This is a genomic window from Prevotella pectinovora (assembly GCF_000834015.1).
Taxonomy (GTDB): domain Bacteria; phylum Bacteroidota; class Bacteroidia; order Bacteroidales; family Bacteroidaceae; genus Prevotella; species Prevotella pectinovora.
The window spans coordinates 96,371-111,989 of the sequence record NZ_JXQI01000062.1; the positions used below are offsets into that span (position 1 = coordinate 96,371).

A 15,619-nucleotide genomic window follows, 5' to 3' on the forward strand; every position below is an offset into this window, starting at 1 on the left:
ATAAAGTATTTTGCAGAAAAATATTTTTTGTGTATCTTTGCCGCTCGATAATAGAATGTAAAGAAACAAATACAAAAAAACATATGACCAAGAAATTTGCCGAGCATTCAGGCTTGGATCTGACAAAAGTAAACAATGAGATATTGGAAATGTGGAATAAGAATGATATATTCCACAAGTCTATTGATGAGCGTGAGGGATGTCCACAGTTTGTGTTCTTCGAAGGTCCTCCTTCGGCAAATGGTCATCCAGGCATTCATCATGTGCTCGCCCGTTCAATCAAGGATACCTTCAACCGCTATAAGACGATGAAGGGAATGCAGGTACACCGCAAGGCTGGATGGGATACTCACGGACTGCCTGTTGAACTCGGAGTGGAAAAGGAACTTGGCATTACCAAAGCAGACATTGACAACAAAGAGTCAAGCAAATATATCTCTGTAGAGGATTATAACCACAAGTGTCGTGAGAACGTAATGAAGTTCACGGCCGAATGGAGAAAACTAACTGAGGAGATGGGATATTTCGTAGATCTTGACCATCCTTATATAACATACGAGAATAAATATATTGAAACCTTGTGGTGGCTTCTGAAGCAGTTGTACAGCAAGGATCTTCTGTATAAAGGATATACCATCCAGCCTTACAGTCCGGGTGCAGGAACGGGACTCAGTTCTCACGAGCTTAACCAGCCCGGATGTTACAGGGATGTGAAGGATACAACCTGTACTGCCCTCTTTGAGGTGCTTGACCCGAAAGAAGAATGGACGAAATGGGGCAAGCCATATTTCATGGCGTGGACGACAACTCCTTGGACCTTGCCTTCAAACACTGCTCTTTGTGTGGGTCCATCCATAAAATACCTTGCTGTACAGACATACAATGCTTACAATGACGAGCAGATGACTGTCATAATCGCCGAACCGCTTCTGCATTCCTATTTTAAGGCAGAAGGAAGTGAGGCCCCGATGGATGACTATAAGCATGGAGACAAGGTCGTTCCTTATCGTGTCGTTGGCGAGTATATGGGTACTGAACTTGAGGGATTACATTACAAGCAGCTGATGCCATGGGTTAAGCCAACGGCTAAGGTTGATAAAAACTCTCCTGCATTCGTTGCCGAATATGCTTCGGCACATCCCGAAAAAGTCTTCGTCGCAGAGAATGGCAAGGATAGCTTTGTTGAAATGGAAGACAGCGCTTTCCGCATTATCCTTGGTGACTATGTCACTACGGAAGACGGTACAGGTATCGTGCACATCGCCCCAACATTTGGTGCAGATGACGCCAAGGTGGCTAAGGATGCTAGAATTCCATCCCTGTTCCTGATTAACAAGAAGGGTGAGACACGTCCTATGGTTGACCTGCAGGGTAAATATTACACGCTTGATGAACTTGACGCAAACTTCGTGAAAGATTGCGTGGATGAAGGAAAATACGGACATCATGCAGGTGATTTCGTAAAGAACGCCTATGCTCCAGAATTCAACGTGGACGGTAAATATGATGAGAAGGCTGCAGCAAAAGCTGAAGACCTGAATATCGTGTTGTGTATGGAGATGAAACAGGAGGGAAGCGTGTTCAAGATAGAAAAGCACGTGCACAATTATCCACACTGCTGGCGTACAGACAAACCTATCCTCTATTATCCGCTTGATAGTTGGTTCATACGTTCCACTGCAAAGAAGGAGCGTATGGCAGAACTCAACAAGACAATCAACTGGCAGCCAGAATCAACTGGAACAGGACGTTTTGGCAACTGGCTTGAGAATCTTAATGACTGGAACCTCTCTCGTTCACGCTTCTGGGGAACACCGCTTCCGATCTGGCGTGATGAAGATGGAGAGGAAATCTGTATCGGTTCGCTTCAGGAACTCTATGATGAGATAGAAAAGAGTGTAGAGGCGGGATATATGAAGTCAAATCCTTTGAAAGACAAAGGATTTGTTCCAGGTGACTATTCAAAGGATAATTATGACAAGGTGGATCTCCATAGACCATACGTTGATAATATCGTTTTGGTAAGCCCTACAGGAAAGGCAATGAAGAGAGAAGCCGATCTTATTGATGTGTGGTTTGATTCAGGCTCTATGCCTTATGCGCAGATTCACTATCCGTTTGAGAACAAAGAACTGATAGACAAGCGTCTGGCTTTCCCTGCGGATTTCATCAACGAGGGAGTAGACCAGACACGTGGATGGTTCTTCACTCTGCATGCCATAGCAACTATGGTGTTCGACAGTGTCGCTTTCAAGAACGTCATCTCTACAGGACTCGTTCTTGATGCCAAGGGAGACAAAATGTCGAAGCACAAAGGAAATGTCGTTAACCCGTTCACGATGATTGACAAGTATGGTGCTGATCCGGTGCGTTTCTATATGATGACGAATTCAGAGCCATGGGACAACTTGAAATTTGACGAGAAGGGAGTAGACGAAGTTAGAAGAAAATTCTTCGGCACCCTATACAATACATATTCGTTCTTCAGTCTTTATGCTAATGTAGACGACTTTGACTACTCTCAGCCTGAAGTGCCTCTGAATGAGAGACCGGAGATTGACCGCTGGATTCTTTCCGCACTTCATTCATTGATAAAGGGTGTTGACAAAGAACTCGGCAATTATGACCCGACACGTGCGGGCAGACTGATTGACAATTTCGTAAACGATGACCTCAGCAACTGGTATGTACGTCTGAACCGTAAACGCTTCTGGGGCAAGGAGATGAGCAAGGACAAGTTGTCGGCTTACCAGACTCTCTATACATGTCTTGAGACTGTAGCCAAACTGTTGGCGCCTTTTGCTCCTTTCTACTCTGACCAACTCTATCTCGATCTGACCAAAGCAACGGGCAGAGGTGGAGAACAGTCTGTACATTTGGCTAAATACCCTGAGGCAGACGAGAGCTTCATCGATTCGGATCTGGAAATCCGTATGGGAATGGCACAGAAAATCACATCAATGGTGCTTGCTCTTCGTCGCAAAGTAAATATCAAGGTAAGGCAACCGCTTCAGGCTATCATGATTCCTGCAGTTGATGATGAACAAAAGAATCATATAGAGGCAGTCAAGGACTTGATAAAGAACGAGGTAAACGTCAAGGAATTGCGCTTCGTTGAAGGCTCTGGAGTATTGGTGAAGAAGGTGAAATGTAATTTCCGTACGATGGGAAAGAAGTTCGGAAAGCTCATGAAGGGTATTGCAGCAGCAATGGGTAATCTTTCTCAGGAAGAGATTTCACAACTTCAGACAACAGGTTCTTATGAGCTCGAGGTTGAAGGTCAGAAGGCTGTTGTTGAAGCAACTGACGTAGAGATAATCAGTGAGGATATCCCTGGATGGCTTGTCAGCAATGAAGGTAACCTTACTGTCGCTCTCGATGTCGAGCTTACAGACGAGCTGCTTAATGAGGGAATGGCACGTGAACTTATCAACCGTATCCAGAATATCCGTAAAGAGATAGGTCTGGAGATTACAGACCGTATTAACGTGACGCTTTCTCCAGATTCCAAAGTGGAAGCAGCACTGGCAGGATTTGCTGATTATATCAAGGCGCAGGTCCTCGCTGATAATGTATGTATTGCAGACAACGATGGAATAGCAGCTGAAATCGAAGATTTGAATATCAACATCAAAGTAGCTAAGGCGTAATGCCTTAGTTGCTTTATATGTCTAACTCTTAAGAAATCAATATTATGGCAACAGAAAAAACACGTTATAGCGATGAGGAACTTGAAGAGTTCCGTGAGATAATAAACTCAAAGTTGGCTCTCGCACGTCGCGATTATAGTCAAATGATGCGCTCTTTGATGAACGCTGATGGTAATGACGTTGACGACACCTCGCCTACATACAAAGTGTTGGAGGAGGGTAGTACGACGCAGTCAAAGGAAGAGATGATGCAGTTGGCTAGCCGTCAACAGAAATTCATACAGGGACTTGAAGCTGCATTGGTGCGTATAGAAAACAAGACTTATGGAATCGACCGTATTACTGGCGAGTTGATACCTAAGGAGCGCCTTCGCATCGTGCCTCACGCAACATTGAGCGTTGCATCGAAGAATGCAAGAAAGAAATAAAAACGATGGCATTTATTAAGGTAAACAAGAAAGGGCTTCTCGTAAGCGTCGTGATAATACTGGCACTCCTTATCGACCAGATCATAAAGATTGAGGTTAAGACAGGAATGCCGTTGGGAGGACAGATCCATATAACGGACTGGTTTTATATAAAGTTTATTGAGAACAACGGCATGGCATATGGCATGACGTTTATAAACAAGCCTGTTCTAAGCGTTTTCCGTATAGTTTTGATCAGTTTGCTTGGATGGTATATTTGCCGTCAGGTGAAAACTGGAGCACGTACGTTCTATATTATTGTCCTTGGCCTTGTTTTTGCAGGAGCTTTGGGCAATCTTATAGATTGTATGTTCTATGGTCTTGTATTCAGTGGCTCATCGCCTTATTTCACATCTTATCTCGTCCCGTTTGGAGAAGGCTATTCCGGCTTCCTTACAGGTAGGGTCGTGGATATGTTTTATTTTCCGTTGATAGTCACGACATGGCCTGAATGGGTGCCGGTTTGTGGAGGTGATGAATTCGTTTTTTTCAGTCCGATATTCAATTTCGCTGATAGTTGTATCAGTGTAGGTTTTGTACTTCTTGTGCTTTTCTGTCGTCAGGAACTTGCACAATTGTCTTCGGATTCTAAAAAGTCAATGCGAAGAGATGAGCCAGAGTGATTCTGCCCTTTTGATGGGCGACAATGGAATTTGGATTTTTTAGGGTAAGGTTTTGAATAAACAAATGATGGAACGAGGTTTCTATTTTCTTACATTGCTGTTTCTGTCCTGCTCTTTGCTGTATTCGTGCAAGCCACAGGTTCCTGGCGAATATCTGCAACCTGACGAGATGGAAGATATCTTGTATGACTATCACATAGCTTTGGGTATGCTTGATGACAATTCTGATGACGGAATGAAGCGAACCATGTATGAGATGTCTGTATTGAGGGAACATGGAGTTTCACAAGCGTTGTTTGACTCTTCACTTGTTTATTATAGTCGTCATTCGGACAGATTTCAGAAGATTTACGAGAATCTGACAAAACGTCTTGGTGACGAGGCTGTAGCATTAGGTGCTTCGGCAAGTGATATAGGCAATTTTGGAGACAGTATGGAGAAAGGCGATACGGCAAATGTCTGGAAAGATGCCACGTCATTTATGTTGGCCACTCTTCCTCCCAACAATGTCAGATCCTTTACTTTGTCTGCAGATACGGCTTTCCACAATGGGGATAAAATCGTGTTGAGTTTTAAAACACAGTTCATCTTCCAGGATGGGTATAAAGATGGCGTGGCTCTGTTGGCTGTAAGATTCTCCAACGACAGTGTTGCAACTCGTACTGTCCATCTCTCTGAGTCAACGAGCTATGATTTGGCGATATCTGATGATGCAAGGCTTGGTATAAAGAATGTAAGTGGCTTTATTACTTTGCAAGGTTCGGCAAACTCTTCTCAGACGACTTTGAAGCTGATGTTCGTTGAAAACGTTCGTTTGATAAGATGTCATGTAAACGGTATCCCATCTTCAGCTGCTTCTTCCGTAGATGTAATTGATTCTGTAAAGGCTGATGGGCTGAAACCCGTTACTGAACAGTCTCAACATCCGCAACCTGTCAAGCAGTCTCCTCAGCCTCTTAGGGAAATTGGCCCACAACCTGATAAGCTGATGAGGATGACGGATAATAAACTTTCTGACAAGATATCATGAGCAGGAGGGGATTCACACGTAGGATAGCATCTAATGGTGTTTCTTTAGATGGAAAGGAACTAGGGCGCTATGTTGTTGAGTTGCGGGATGATGAGGTGATTGATTATTATCCCTTATTGTCTGAGCTGCCTTTTACTGAATGGATACCCACGTCGGTAAAGTTGGTTAGAGAAAAGGGGCGCATTATATGGTTGGTGTAGTGATTTTCCGAATCTGCTTTTTGTCCTGTTTTCAATGATGCCTTTCCAGTTCGTGGTGTCATCGTTTTAATATGAAACAACAATAAAAGCTGAACTGCATTTTACATGTGCGGTTCAGCTTTTATTGTTGTTCTCTTTTCTAGAGTCTGATCTTGTTATTTCTTAGGCATGTTCTTTAGAATCTCTAACAGGTGATCCCAAACCATTTGTACGGTAGGAATGAGAAGACGCTCGTCTGGAGAGTGAACGCCACGGAGTGTAGGTCCGAAAGAAACCATATCCATCTGTGGATATTTCTCTGAGAAGAGACCACATTCCAGACCGGCGTGAATACCGATTACCAGTGGGTCTTTCTTGAAAAGTTTCTTGTATGTTTCAACAACTATCTTTGTCAGCTCGCTGTTTGGATTCATCTTCCATGCTGGGTAAGAGTCGTCAACAGTGACTTCAGCTCCTCCCAATATGAAAGCTGCCTTGACTGTGTTTGTCATATTCTGCAGGTTGCTCATCACGTTTGAGCGTTGTGAAGCTACTACAACGATTTCTGTATCCTTCGTTACAACACTTGCAACATTGTTGGATGTCTCCACCATCCATTCAAGTTCTTTGTCCTGGCACATTGCCAATACACCGTTATATACGGCTTGAAGGGCGTATATGAACTTTGTAGAGTTCTCTTTCGGTAAAACTCTTTCAGCCTCGCAACTCTCAAGGGCGGCGGTCATATTTGGTTCTGTTACGTGGAACTCATCCTCAAATCCTGCTACCATGATGTTCCAGTCAGCCTTTATGGTTTCCTTGTCTTTTGCAGGCACGGCGAACACTACCATTCCATCGCGGGGGATAGCGTTGTGCATGCGGCCGGCATTGAAGTTAGCCAAGCGGAGGTCTGTCTTCTCCTGCTCGGTGAAGAGGAAACGGGTAAGGAACTTGATGCAGTTTGCACGCTTCTTGTTGATGTCGTCACCGCTATGTCCGCCTACGAGTCCGTTGATGCTTGCCTTCATGAAGAAATAGTCAGCGGGAGCCTCTTCCTTGTTGAATTTGAAGGTTGCAGTAGTTGTCTGTCCACCGGCACAACTTATAAATATCTGTCCTTCGTCTTCGCTATCCAGATTGATAAGCATGTTGCCTTTCATGAATCCAGACTCCATTCCGTGAGCTCCGGTAAGTCCTGTTTCCTCGTCGCGTGTGAATACGCATTCAATAGGTCCGTGCTCTATCTCGTTGCTGTCAAGAATAGCCATTTCGATGGCACATCCGATACCGTCATCAGCTCCCAGAGTAGTTCCCTTTGCCTTCATCCATTCACCGTCAACATAAGTTTGGATAGCGTCTTTCGTGAAGTCGATATCGACGTCTACAAGTTTTTCGCAAACCATATCCATGTGGCTCTGCAGAATTACGGTCTTGCGGTCTTCGTATCCCTTGGTAGCAGGTTTCCTGATGATTACGTTGCCTGTCTTGTCTACCTGTGTGTCGAGGTTTCTGCTCTCTCCGAATTCTTTCAAGAATTCAATCATCTTCTCTTCGTGTTTAGAAGGGCGGGGAATTTGGTTGACCCTTGCAAATTGTTCAAAGACACAAGCTGGTTTTAATTCGCTGTTGTTCATAAATGTATATTTATTTAAAGTTTAAAGTTTGTAAGTTCAGAATCTTTGAATGATGAAAATATTGTTAGCAACGTCAATAAAATCAGTAGCTTGACCAAAATTCTTCATTCTTCATTCTTTATTTTTCATATAATATTCTATCTTTGCATGCAAATTTAGGCAAAAAGCTTGAAAACCGCTTATTGCGCATGTTAATATTTGCAATATATGCAATAATTAAGGGAGAATCCGTTATATATGCGGTGTCTGATGGCAAATATAAATTGGTAATAACAAAAAACGGAATATTAATAAGATGAACAAGAAAATGGTTCGTGTAATGTCAGTTATGGCGATTGCTTTGCTGGCAATGGCTTCTTGCAACAAGGAAGCGCAAAAGGTTGATGAAAAGACTCAGGCTCATGCTACTCAGTCTGGCTCTGTAAAGATTGCTTATGTTGAGGTAGACTCAATCATGTCACAGTATAAATTCTGTAAGGAATATTCACTTATACTCCAGAAAAAGAGTCAGAATATAGAAAACACTCTGGCTGCTAAGCAGAATTCTTTGCAGGCTGCAGCTGCAAAGTTTCAGCAGGATGTACAGAACAACAAATATACTCAGCAACAGGCTGAGGCTGTCCAGGCAAATCTTCAAAAACAGGGTGCTGACTTGCAGGCTCTTCAGCAGAGACTAGGAGCAGAGTTCCAGAATGAGACCAATACATTCAACAAGGCATTGCGCGATAGCATACAGCATTATCTTGCTGCATACAATAAAGACAAGAAATATGGCTTGATATTGAGCAAGGCCGGTGATAATATTCTCTATGCTGACAAAGCATACGATATAACCAATGAGGTTATCGCGGGCTTGAATAAGGCTTATAAGCCAGCTAAGAAATAAATACGATGATAATAAAGGTTAAGGGACGATACCAAGGATTCGTTCCTTAATTTTTTATTTCGCTTTTCATCGTCGTTCTTGTCCTATGATATAGGTGTAGTTTTGCATTGATGAAATATGATTGACAGGCAGAAGACATTGGTCTCTATATGTTGAATGTATTTTAGATGCTTTAATGGGGTGTCTTCTTCTGTCGGAATAGGTGGGTATTAACACTGAGTTCTTATTGTGCTCATTGTTATTTTTGCTTGATTGTTGTTCTGTGTAACCTTTGTCTTGCATAAGAAACACTTGTTCGCATGTCTTCATGGCGTTGTTTCCGCATTGTCAAAGCTGTCTTTTGCCTTAATGGAGAATGGCGATTTCTTTTCAGGATGCTGATATCAATATAAATGATAATATGATAAAAGAGTTACATGTTAGAGTCGCTCCTCAGATTGCGGCTACAGAAAGTCTATTGAAGGATTATCTTGCTGAAGAACTGGCAATTGATACACGGACAATCACGTCAGTGCGAGTGCTCAGACGTAGTATTGATGCTAGGCAACGCAATATATTTGTGAATCTTAAAGTGAGGACATACATAAATGAACAACCGACAGACGAGGAGTACGTGCATACAGAATATTATGATGTGTCGGATGGCAACTGCGTCATTGTGGTAGGAGCCGGTCCGGGAGGTCTTTTTGCTGCCCTGAGGCTTGTGGAGAAAGGCTTTAGACCAATAGTCTTAGAGCGTGGCAAGAATGTGCGGGACAGAAAGAAAGACCTGTCGCTTATAACCAAGATGCAGAAAGTAGATCCAGAGAGCAATTATTGCTTTGGCGAGGGTGGAGCAGGGGCATATTCTGATGGAAAACTGTATACTCGAAGTAAGAAACGGGGCGACATAGAAAAAATACTCAATGTCTTCTGCCAGCACGGTGCATCTACATCAATTCTCTCAGACGCTCATCCGCATATAGGTACCGACAGGCTTCCGTCGGTCATAGAATCAATGCGCAATACTATAATCAGATGTGGTGGTGAAGTTCATTTCCAAACTAAGATGACTTCATTGTTAGTTGAAGGTGATGCGGTAATAGGCGTTGAATGCATAGACCTCCAGAATGGCATCCAGAAGGTTTTCCATGGACCGGTTATCCTTGCCACTGGCCATTCTGCCCGTGATGTGTATCGGTATCTTGGCTCGGCTGGCGTGGCGATAGAGGCAAAAGGCATTGCAGTCGGAGTTAGACTTGAACATCCTGCTGCGCTAATAGACCAGATTCAGTATCATAACAAGAAAGGACGTGGCAAGTATTTGCCTGCAGCAGAATATAGTTTTGTCACTCAGGTTGAGGGTAGGGGCGTTTATTCTTTCTGCATGTGTCCGGGTGGCTTCGTTATTCCTGCGGCTACTGACAAGGAGCAGATTGTTGTCAACGGCATGAGTCCCAGCAATAGAGGAACACAATGGTCTAACAGTGGTATGGTCGTAGAGGTTAGGCCGGAGGACATAGACGGAGAAGGGGATTTGAAAATGATGGCTTTTCAGGAAAAATTGGAACGTGATTGCTGGATAAACGGCAATATGCGGCAGACTGCTCCTGCACAAAGAATGGGAGATTTCGTGAAGTCGAAGCTTAGCTATGATTTGCCAAAGGCATCTTATGCTCCGGGATTGATTTCCAGTCCGTTGCATTTTTGGTTGCCCCCAATGATAAGCCATAGATTGCAGCAGGGGTTCGTGAAATTTGGCGGTATGAGTCGCGGTTTCTTGACAAACGACGCTGTGCTTATGGCGGTAGAAACAAGGACTTCCTCACCAGTACGGATATTGCGAGACAAAGAGACTCTCCAGCATGTTACTTTACATGGGCTCTTCCCGTGTGGCGAGGGTGCTGGTTATGCAGGCGGAATAGTCTCTGCAGGAGTAGATGGAGAGCGATGTGCCGATGCAGCAGCTGAATATGTAGCCAGACTTTAACTGCCTTTCATTCAGAAAGAGAATAGGCGTTTTAGAAGGTTACGTCAGGACATATTGTCATTTTTTAGGTAAAGGTTTGTTTAATAGCCTATTTTTTAGTACTTTTGTCCCGACTCAAACGAAATTGTAAAAATACATCATAATGAATATATCTTACAAATGGTTGAAGGAGTATGTTGATTTCAACCTTACTCCACAAGAAGTATGCGACGCTTTGACTTCTGAAGGTCTTGAAGTAGATTCTCTTGAGGAAGTACAAAGTATACAAGGTGGTCTCAAAGGCCTGTTTGTAGGCAAGGTCCTTACTTGTGAGGCCCATCCCAATTCGGATCATTTACATGTTACAACTGTTGACTTAGGACATGAAACCCCTTCTCAGATAGTGTGCGGAGCGCCTAATGTTGCTGCTGGTCAGAAGGTTATTGTGGCAGATTTGGGTTGTGTGCTTTATGATGGCGATAAGGAATTCGTTATCAAGAAGTCTAAACTACGCGGAGTGGAAAGCTATGGTATGATATGTGCCGAAGATGAAATAGGCGTAGGTACAAGCCATGATGGTATCATCGTTTTGCCGGATACTGCTAAAGAGGGTACACCCGCTGCAGAATATTATAATCTGGAGAGTGACTGGTTGATAGAAATCGACATAACGGCCAATCGTGCGGATGCTCTTTCGCATTGGGGAGTGGCACGTGATCTCTATGCGTGGTTGAAACGTAATGGCTATGAGACAAGTCTCCATCGTCCGGGCTGCGATGCATTTGAAGTTGACAATGAATGTCTTCCGATTGATGTCGAAATTCAGTGTGCCGAGGCTTGTAAACGTTATGCTTGTGTTAGTCTGACAGGCTGTAAGGTTACCGAAAGTCCGGAATGGCTTCAGAAAAAACTCAACGTAATAGGCATTCGTCCGATAAACAACATAGTTGACATTACCAACTATGTGATGATGGCATATGGACAGCCACTGCATTGCTTTGATGCAGATATGGTGAAGAATCACAAGATAGTAGTTAAGACTATGCCAGAGGGAACGCCTTTCGTTACTCTTGATGGAGTGGAACATAAGCTCAGTGAGCGCGACCTTGCCATATGCAATGCTGAAGAACCGATGTGTATAGCTGGCGTTTTTGGTGGCAAGGGTAGTGGCACTTACGATACTACGGTGAATGTAGTGCTTGAGAGCGCATATTTCCATCCGACCTGGATACGTAAAAGTGCTCGTCGTCATGGATTGAGTACTGATGCATCTTTCCGTTTTGAGCGTGGTATAGATCCAAACGGAGTGATTTATGCTCTGAAGCAGGCAGCTCTGTTGTGTAAGGAACTTGCTGGTGCAAAGGTGTCTATGCAGATAAAGGATGTATATCCTGAACCGATACCCGATCCTGTGGTTGAATTAAAGTATGAATACGTTAATTCTCTTGTTGGTAAAGTCATTGGGGAAGACATGATAAAGAGCATTGTCGAATCTCTTGAGATGAAGGTGCTGGATGAGAATGCCGAAGGTCTGAAACTTCAGATACCAGCTTATCGTGTTGACGTGCAGCGTCCATGCGACGTGGTTGAGGATATCTTGAGGATTTATGGCTATAACAACGTAGAGATACCAACACAGCTGAAAAGCTCCTTGGTGATAAAAGGTGAGGAAGACTTGAAACATAAAGCTGAAAATCTTATAGGAGAGCAGCTGGTAGGATGTGGATTCAATGAGATATTGAACAACTCTCTTACAAAGGGTGACTACTACAAAGCTCTCAACCACTATCATGCAGATCATCTTGTTCGCATTATGAATCCGTTGAGTTCCGATCTTAATGTGATGCGTGAGACATTGTTGTTTGGCGGATTGGAGAGTCTTGAATATAATATAAAACGCAAGAATCCTAATCTTCGTTTCTTCGAGTTTGGCAATGTCTATGATTACAGTGCAGAAAAGCATACAGTGGATAATCCACAGGCTGCTTACAAGGAGGAATATCATCTTGGCCTTTGGCTTACCGGTAAGAGGGTGAGTGGCAGTTGGGCTCATCCCGAAGAAGACACATCGTTCTATGAACTGAAAGCATATGTCGAGAATATCCTTCGTAGAGTAGGGTTGTCGTTTGCTGCTGTCGTGTTCAAGAAAAGCGACAATGATATTTTCTCGTCAGCAATCGCTATAGAGAACAGAGGAGGAAAACTCATTGCCGAAATGGGTGTTATAGCAAAGAAACACCTCAAAGAGTTTGATATTGAGTTGCCGGTATATTATGCAGAGATTAACTGGACTCTCCTTATGAAGGCAGTACGAAAGAATACTGTAAACTTCCATGAGATAAGCAAGTTCCCACCTGTAAGCCGTGACTTGGCGTTATTGGTAGACTCTAATGTAGAATTCGTTGAGATAGAAAAGATTGCCTACCAGTCTGAAAAGAAGTTGCTTAAAAAAGTAGAACTCTTCGATGTATATGAGGGAAAGAATCTTCCTGCTGGCAAGAAGAGTTACGCCGTTAACTTTATCCTTCAGGATGAGGAGAAGACACTTACGGAGAAGCATATCGAGGCAGTGATGACCAAATTGATTGCTAATCTGAAAAAGCAATTGAACGCTGAGCTGAGATGATGGTTTTTAATCACTGATGGTTTTTCAAAAAGATAACAATTTAAAAACATTATAAAACAATTACTCCAATGGGAAGAGCATTTGAATATCGCAAAGCGACTAAGATGAAGAGATGGGGACATATGGCCCGTACGTTTACAAAGATTGGCAAACAGATTGCCATTGCAGTCAAGGCTGGTGGTCCTGATCCTGAAAACAATCCTCACCTGAGAGCTATCATTCAGACTGCCAAGCGTGAGAACATGCCTAATGCTAACGTTGAGCGTGCGATAAAAAACGCAATGGGCAAAGACCAGAAGGATTTCAAGGAAGTAACCTACGAGGGATACGGACCTCATGGAGTGGCTATCTTCGTGGATGCCGCGACAGACAACACAACCCGTACTGTAGCCAACGTGCGTGCCGTATTCAACAAGTATGGTGGCAACTTGGGAACACAAGGTTCCTTGTCTTTCCTTTTTGATCAGAAGTGCGTGTTTACATTCAAGAAGCAGGCGGATCTTGATATGGACGAACTCATCCTTGAATTCATTGACTATGGTGTTGAAGAGGAATATGATTTCGATGAAGAGACCAACGAGGTTACTATATATGGTGACCCTAAGAGCTTTAGCGATCTGCAGAAGCATCTTGAAGCCAATGGTATCGAGATTACTGGTGCTGAGTTCACTCGTATTCCAACGGATCTAAAGGATGTTACTCCTGAACAACGTGAGGTAATCGACAAAATGGTTGATATCCTTGAGGATGATGACGACGTTCAGAACGTTTATACTAACATGAAACCGGCTGAGGAATAATACTATACATTTATTCTAAGGTACTTTTGGTTAATATAGAATGAATGTCATATACTATTTAGGGCAGTTTCTGAAATTTTTTTATTATCGAAACTGCCCTAAAATGTTATTATACATTTAATGTAGAAATTGAATGCGTATATCTAATTGTTGGGTTTGTTAACCCAAATCGGTCATTAGTGCTTGCTTGGATTTTGATTTTTTAGAAGAGTGGATTTTGTTTGGCTTTTAATGAGTAATACGAGCTGTTGCGAATTAAAAACAGACAAAAGGCATCTTATAAAAACAAATGACAGCAAGAAGTCATTAAATAATTCAATAAACGGCCTAATGACCGTTTGGGGGTAAATACCATGGATTTTTATACGACAAAATGAATTGTTTCTTCAATTAATTAATGGAAAGTTCAGAGAAATATTTCTTCGAGTTGATACAGATGGGGCTCTTTCATAGGTTCGTCTTATCAGGAACACCTAATGCGGATGAGTGGGCGAAAGTTTACGATATTGCCAATAATCAGACTTTGTTAGGAGTTTTGTTTCCTGTCATTGAGAGATTACCTCAAGAGCAACGTCCTCCACGTGATATTTTGTTTTCATGGTATGCATCATCCTGTAAAATTCGTGAAATGAACAAGCAGCTCAACACACAGGTAGTTTCTCTCTATAGGGGGCTTTCTTTGAAGGGCGTGAAAAGTTCTGTGCTAAAAGGACAGGGTGTGGCATTGTATTATCCAGATCCAATGTTGCGCAATCCTGGAGATATTGATATATGGCTGACTGGGGGAAGAAAGCGTATTGTATCCCTTTTGAAGAAATTGGATGTGGATATTGGTGAAATAGTGTATCACCACGTGGATGCATTTTTTTTTACTGATACAGACGTAGAGGTTCACTTTCGTCCTACATGGCTCTGGAATCCGATTCATAATATCCGATTGCAGAATTGGTTTGATAAGGTTGCACCATATCAGATGGCAAATAGTGTGATGATTTCAGAAGGAGGGGAGAGGATTGCTTGCCCGACGAGAGATTTCAATGCCGTCTTTCTTCTAATACATATTTACAGACATTTCTTTGACGAGGGGATAGGTCTTCGGCAGTTGATGGATTATTATTACTGTATTATAAGAGATGGTGACAATCGATATGTTGTCAATCTTCTGAAGCGGTTTGGGCTTTTGCGTTTTGCTTCAGCGTTGATGTTTGTCCTTCATGTCGTGTTCGGATTGCCTGAGGAAAAGTTTTTGGTCAACCCAAATGCTGAATATGGTGAACTACTTTTGAACGAGATTATGCAAGCGGGTAATTTCGGACATTTTGATGTCCGTATGTCACGAGATTGTGAAGTTGGCAGTATTGCCAACCTGAAGCGAAAACATAGTCGAAATGTTCAAATTCGACGATTGTCGCCAGATGAAGTATTTTGGGAAGTGCCTTTCAAAATATGGCATTATCTTTGGCGTCTCGTCGTTAACAGAAAAAGACCATAGATATACTGCTGGGTTCATTGGCGAGTTTTTTCCAGACTTCGTTGCTCAAAAAAACATTTTGACTTGGTTCGGACGGTAAGAGCCGTCCATCAAGGAACGGATGAGCATGTGCTTATTGGTCAAGAGCCATGGGAGCAGCAGCTTACAATAAAACAAAAAAATTGATTGTCTCACGACAACCAATCTTTTATTAACCTTAATAATCTAATACCATGAAAAACACGTTGCAAATATAGTTGATTATATAGTGAAATGCAACAGTTTCAATAAAAAGATTGTCTGAA

The 15,619-nt window shown here is 42.7% G+C and carries 10 protein-coding genes; 9 read left to right on the forward strand and 1 reads right to left on the reverse strand.

What is annotated here, in order from left to right; genetic code table 11:
• Nucleotides 1-83 precede the first annotated feature (83 nt).
• From ileS to ST42_RS08420, 4 genes are read left to right on the forward strand one after another with little or no spacing between them, the layout of a single operon-like run.
• Complete coding sequence (gene ileS, locus ST42_RS08405) at nt 84-3,650, forward strand: isoleucine--tRNA ligase (RefSeq protein WP_044073178.1); 3,567 nt, start codon at nt 84-86, stop codon at nt 3,648-3,650.
• Between the two features lie 44 nt (nt 3,651-3,694).
• Complete coding sequence (locus ST42_RS08410; RefSeq protein ID WP_022317309.1) at nt 3,695-4,078, forward strand: TraR/DksA family transcriptional regulator; 384 nt, start codon at nt 3,695-3,697, stop codon at nt 4,076-4,078.
• Between the two features lie 5 nt (nt 4,079-4,083).
• Entirely contained in the window at nt 4,084-4,740 is a 657-nt protein-coding gene (locus tag ST42_RS08415; RefSeq protein WP_044065922.1) for a lipoprotein signal peptidase, read from the forward strand.
• A gap of 52 nt (nt 4,741-4,792) precedes the next feature.
• A complete protein-coding gene (locus ST42_RS08420; RefSeq protein ID WP_231556983.1) occupies nt 4,793-5,770 on the forward strand; it encodes a DUF4296 domain-containing protein in 978 nt (325 codons plus the stop codon).
• A 355-nt stretch (nt 5,771-6,125) separates the two neighbouring features.
• Here ST42_RS08420 and ST42_RS08425 read toward each other — a convergent pair whose 3' ends face one another.
• Nucleotides 6,126-7,583: an aminoacyl-histidine dipeptidase gene (locus ST42_RS08425; protein ID WP_044065923.1), complete on the reverse strand. Its 1,458-nt coding sequence runs from the start codon at nt 7,581-7,583 to the stop codon at nt 6,126-6,128.
• A gap of 295 nt (nt 7,584-7,878) precedes the next feature.
• Here ST42_RS08425 and ST42_RS08430 point away from each other — a divergent pair, with 295 nt between their 5' ends.
• The 5 genes from ST42_RS08430 to ST42_RS08450 all read left to right on the forward strand — a co-directional run bounded on the left by ST42_RS08430 (nt 7,879) and on the right by ST42_RS08450 (nt 15,335).
• Nucleotides 7,879-8,469 carry an OmpH family outer membrane protein gene (locus tag ST42_RS08430; protein ID WP_042519431.1) on the forward strand — a complete coding sequence of 197 codons (591 nt, stop codon included), beginning with the start codon at nt 7,879-7,881 and terminating at the stop codon, nt 8,467-8,469.
• A gap of 400 nt (nt 8,470-8,869) precedes the next feature.
• Nucleotides 8,870-10,438, forward strand: a complete 1,569-nt coding sequence (locus tag ST42_RS08435; RefSeq protein ID WP_044073216.1) for an NAD(P)/FAD-dependent oxidoreductase — start codon at nt 8,870-8,872, stop codon at nt 10,436-10,438.
• 142 nt (nt 10,439-10,580) lie between these two features.
• Complete coding sequence (gene pheT / locus ST42_RS08440) at nt 10,581-13,043, forward strand: phenylalanine--tRNA ligase subunit beta (RefSeq protein WP_042519430.1); 2,463 nt, start codon at nt 10,581-10,583, stop codon at nt 13,041-13,043.
• A gap of 68 nt (nt 13,044-13,111) precedes the next feature.
• A complete protein-coding gene (locus ST42_RS08445) occupies nt 13,112-13,843 on the forward strand; it encodes a YebC/PmpR family DNA-binding transcriptional regulator (protein WP_042519429.1) in 732 nt (243 codons plus the stop codon).
• Nucleotides 13,844-14,240: 397 nt separating this feature from the next.
• Nucleotides 14,241-15,335: a nucleotidyltransferase domain-containing protein gene (locus ST42_RS08450; protein ID WP_052485505.1), complete on the forward strand. Its 1,095-nt coding sequence runs from the start codon at nt 14,241-14,243 to the stop codon at nt 15,333-15,335.
• Nucleotides 15,336-15,619: the final 284 nt, after the last annotated feature.

Excerpts from the sequence above, each read along its gene's own strand:
- ST42_RS08435 (WP_044073216.1), top strand. The coding sequence starts at position 8,870 with ATGATAAAAGAGTTACATGTTAGAGTCGCTCCTCAGATTGCGGCTACA.
- ST42_RS08450 (WP_052485505.1), top strand. The coding sequence starts at position 14,241 with ATGGAAAGTTCAGAGAAATATTTCTTCGAGTTGATACAGATGGGGCTC.
- ileS (WP_044073178.1), top strand. The coding sequence starts at position 84 with ATGACCAAGAAATTTGCCGAGCATTCAGGCTTGGATCTGACAAAAGTA.
- pheT (WP_042519430.1), top strand. The coding sequence starts at position 10,581 with ATGAATATATCTTACAAATGGTTGAAGGAGTATGTTGATTTCAACCTT.
- ST42_RS08445 (WP_042519429.1), top strand. The coding sequence starts at position 13,112 with ATGGGAAGAGCATTTGAATATCGCAAAGCGACTAAGATGAAGAGATGG.
- ST42_RS08425 (WP_044065923.1), bottom strand. The coding sequence starts at position 7,583 with ATGAACAACAGCGAATTAAAACCAGCTTGTGTCTTTGAACAATTTGCA.
- ST42_RS08415 (WP_044065922.1), top strand. The coding sequence starts at position 4,084 with ATGGCATTTATTAAGGTAAACAAGAAAGGGCTTCTCGTAAGCGTCGTG.
- ST42_RS08430 (WP_042519431.1), top strand. The coding sequence starts at position 7,879 with ATGAACAAGAAAATGGTTCGTGTAATGTCAGTTATGGCGATTGCTTTG.
- ST42_RS08410 (WP_022317309.1), top strand. The coding sequence starts at position 3,695 with ATGGCAACAGAAAAAACACGTTATAGCGATGAGGAACTTGAAGAGTTC.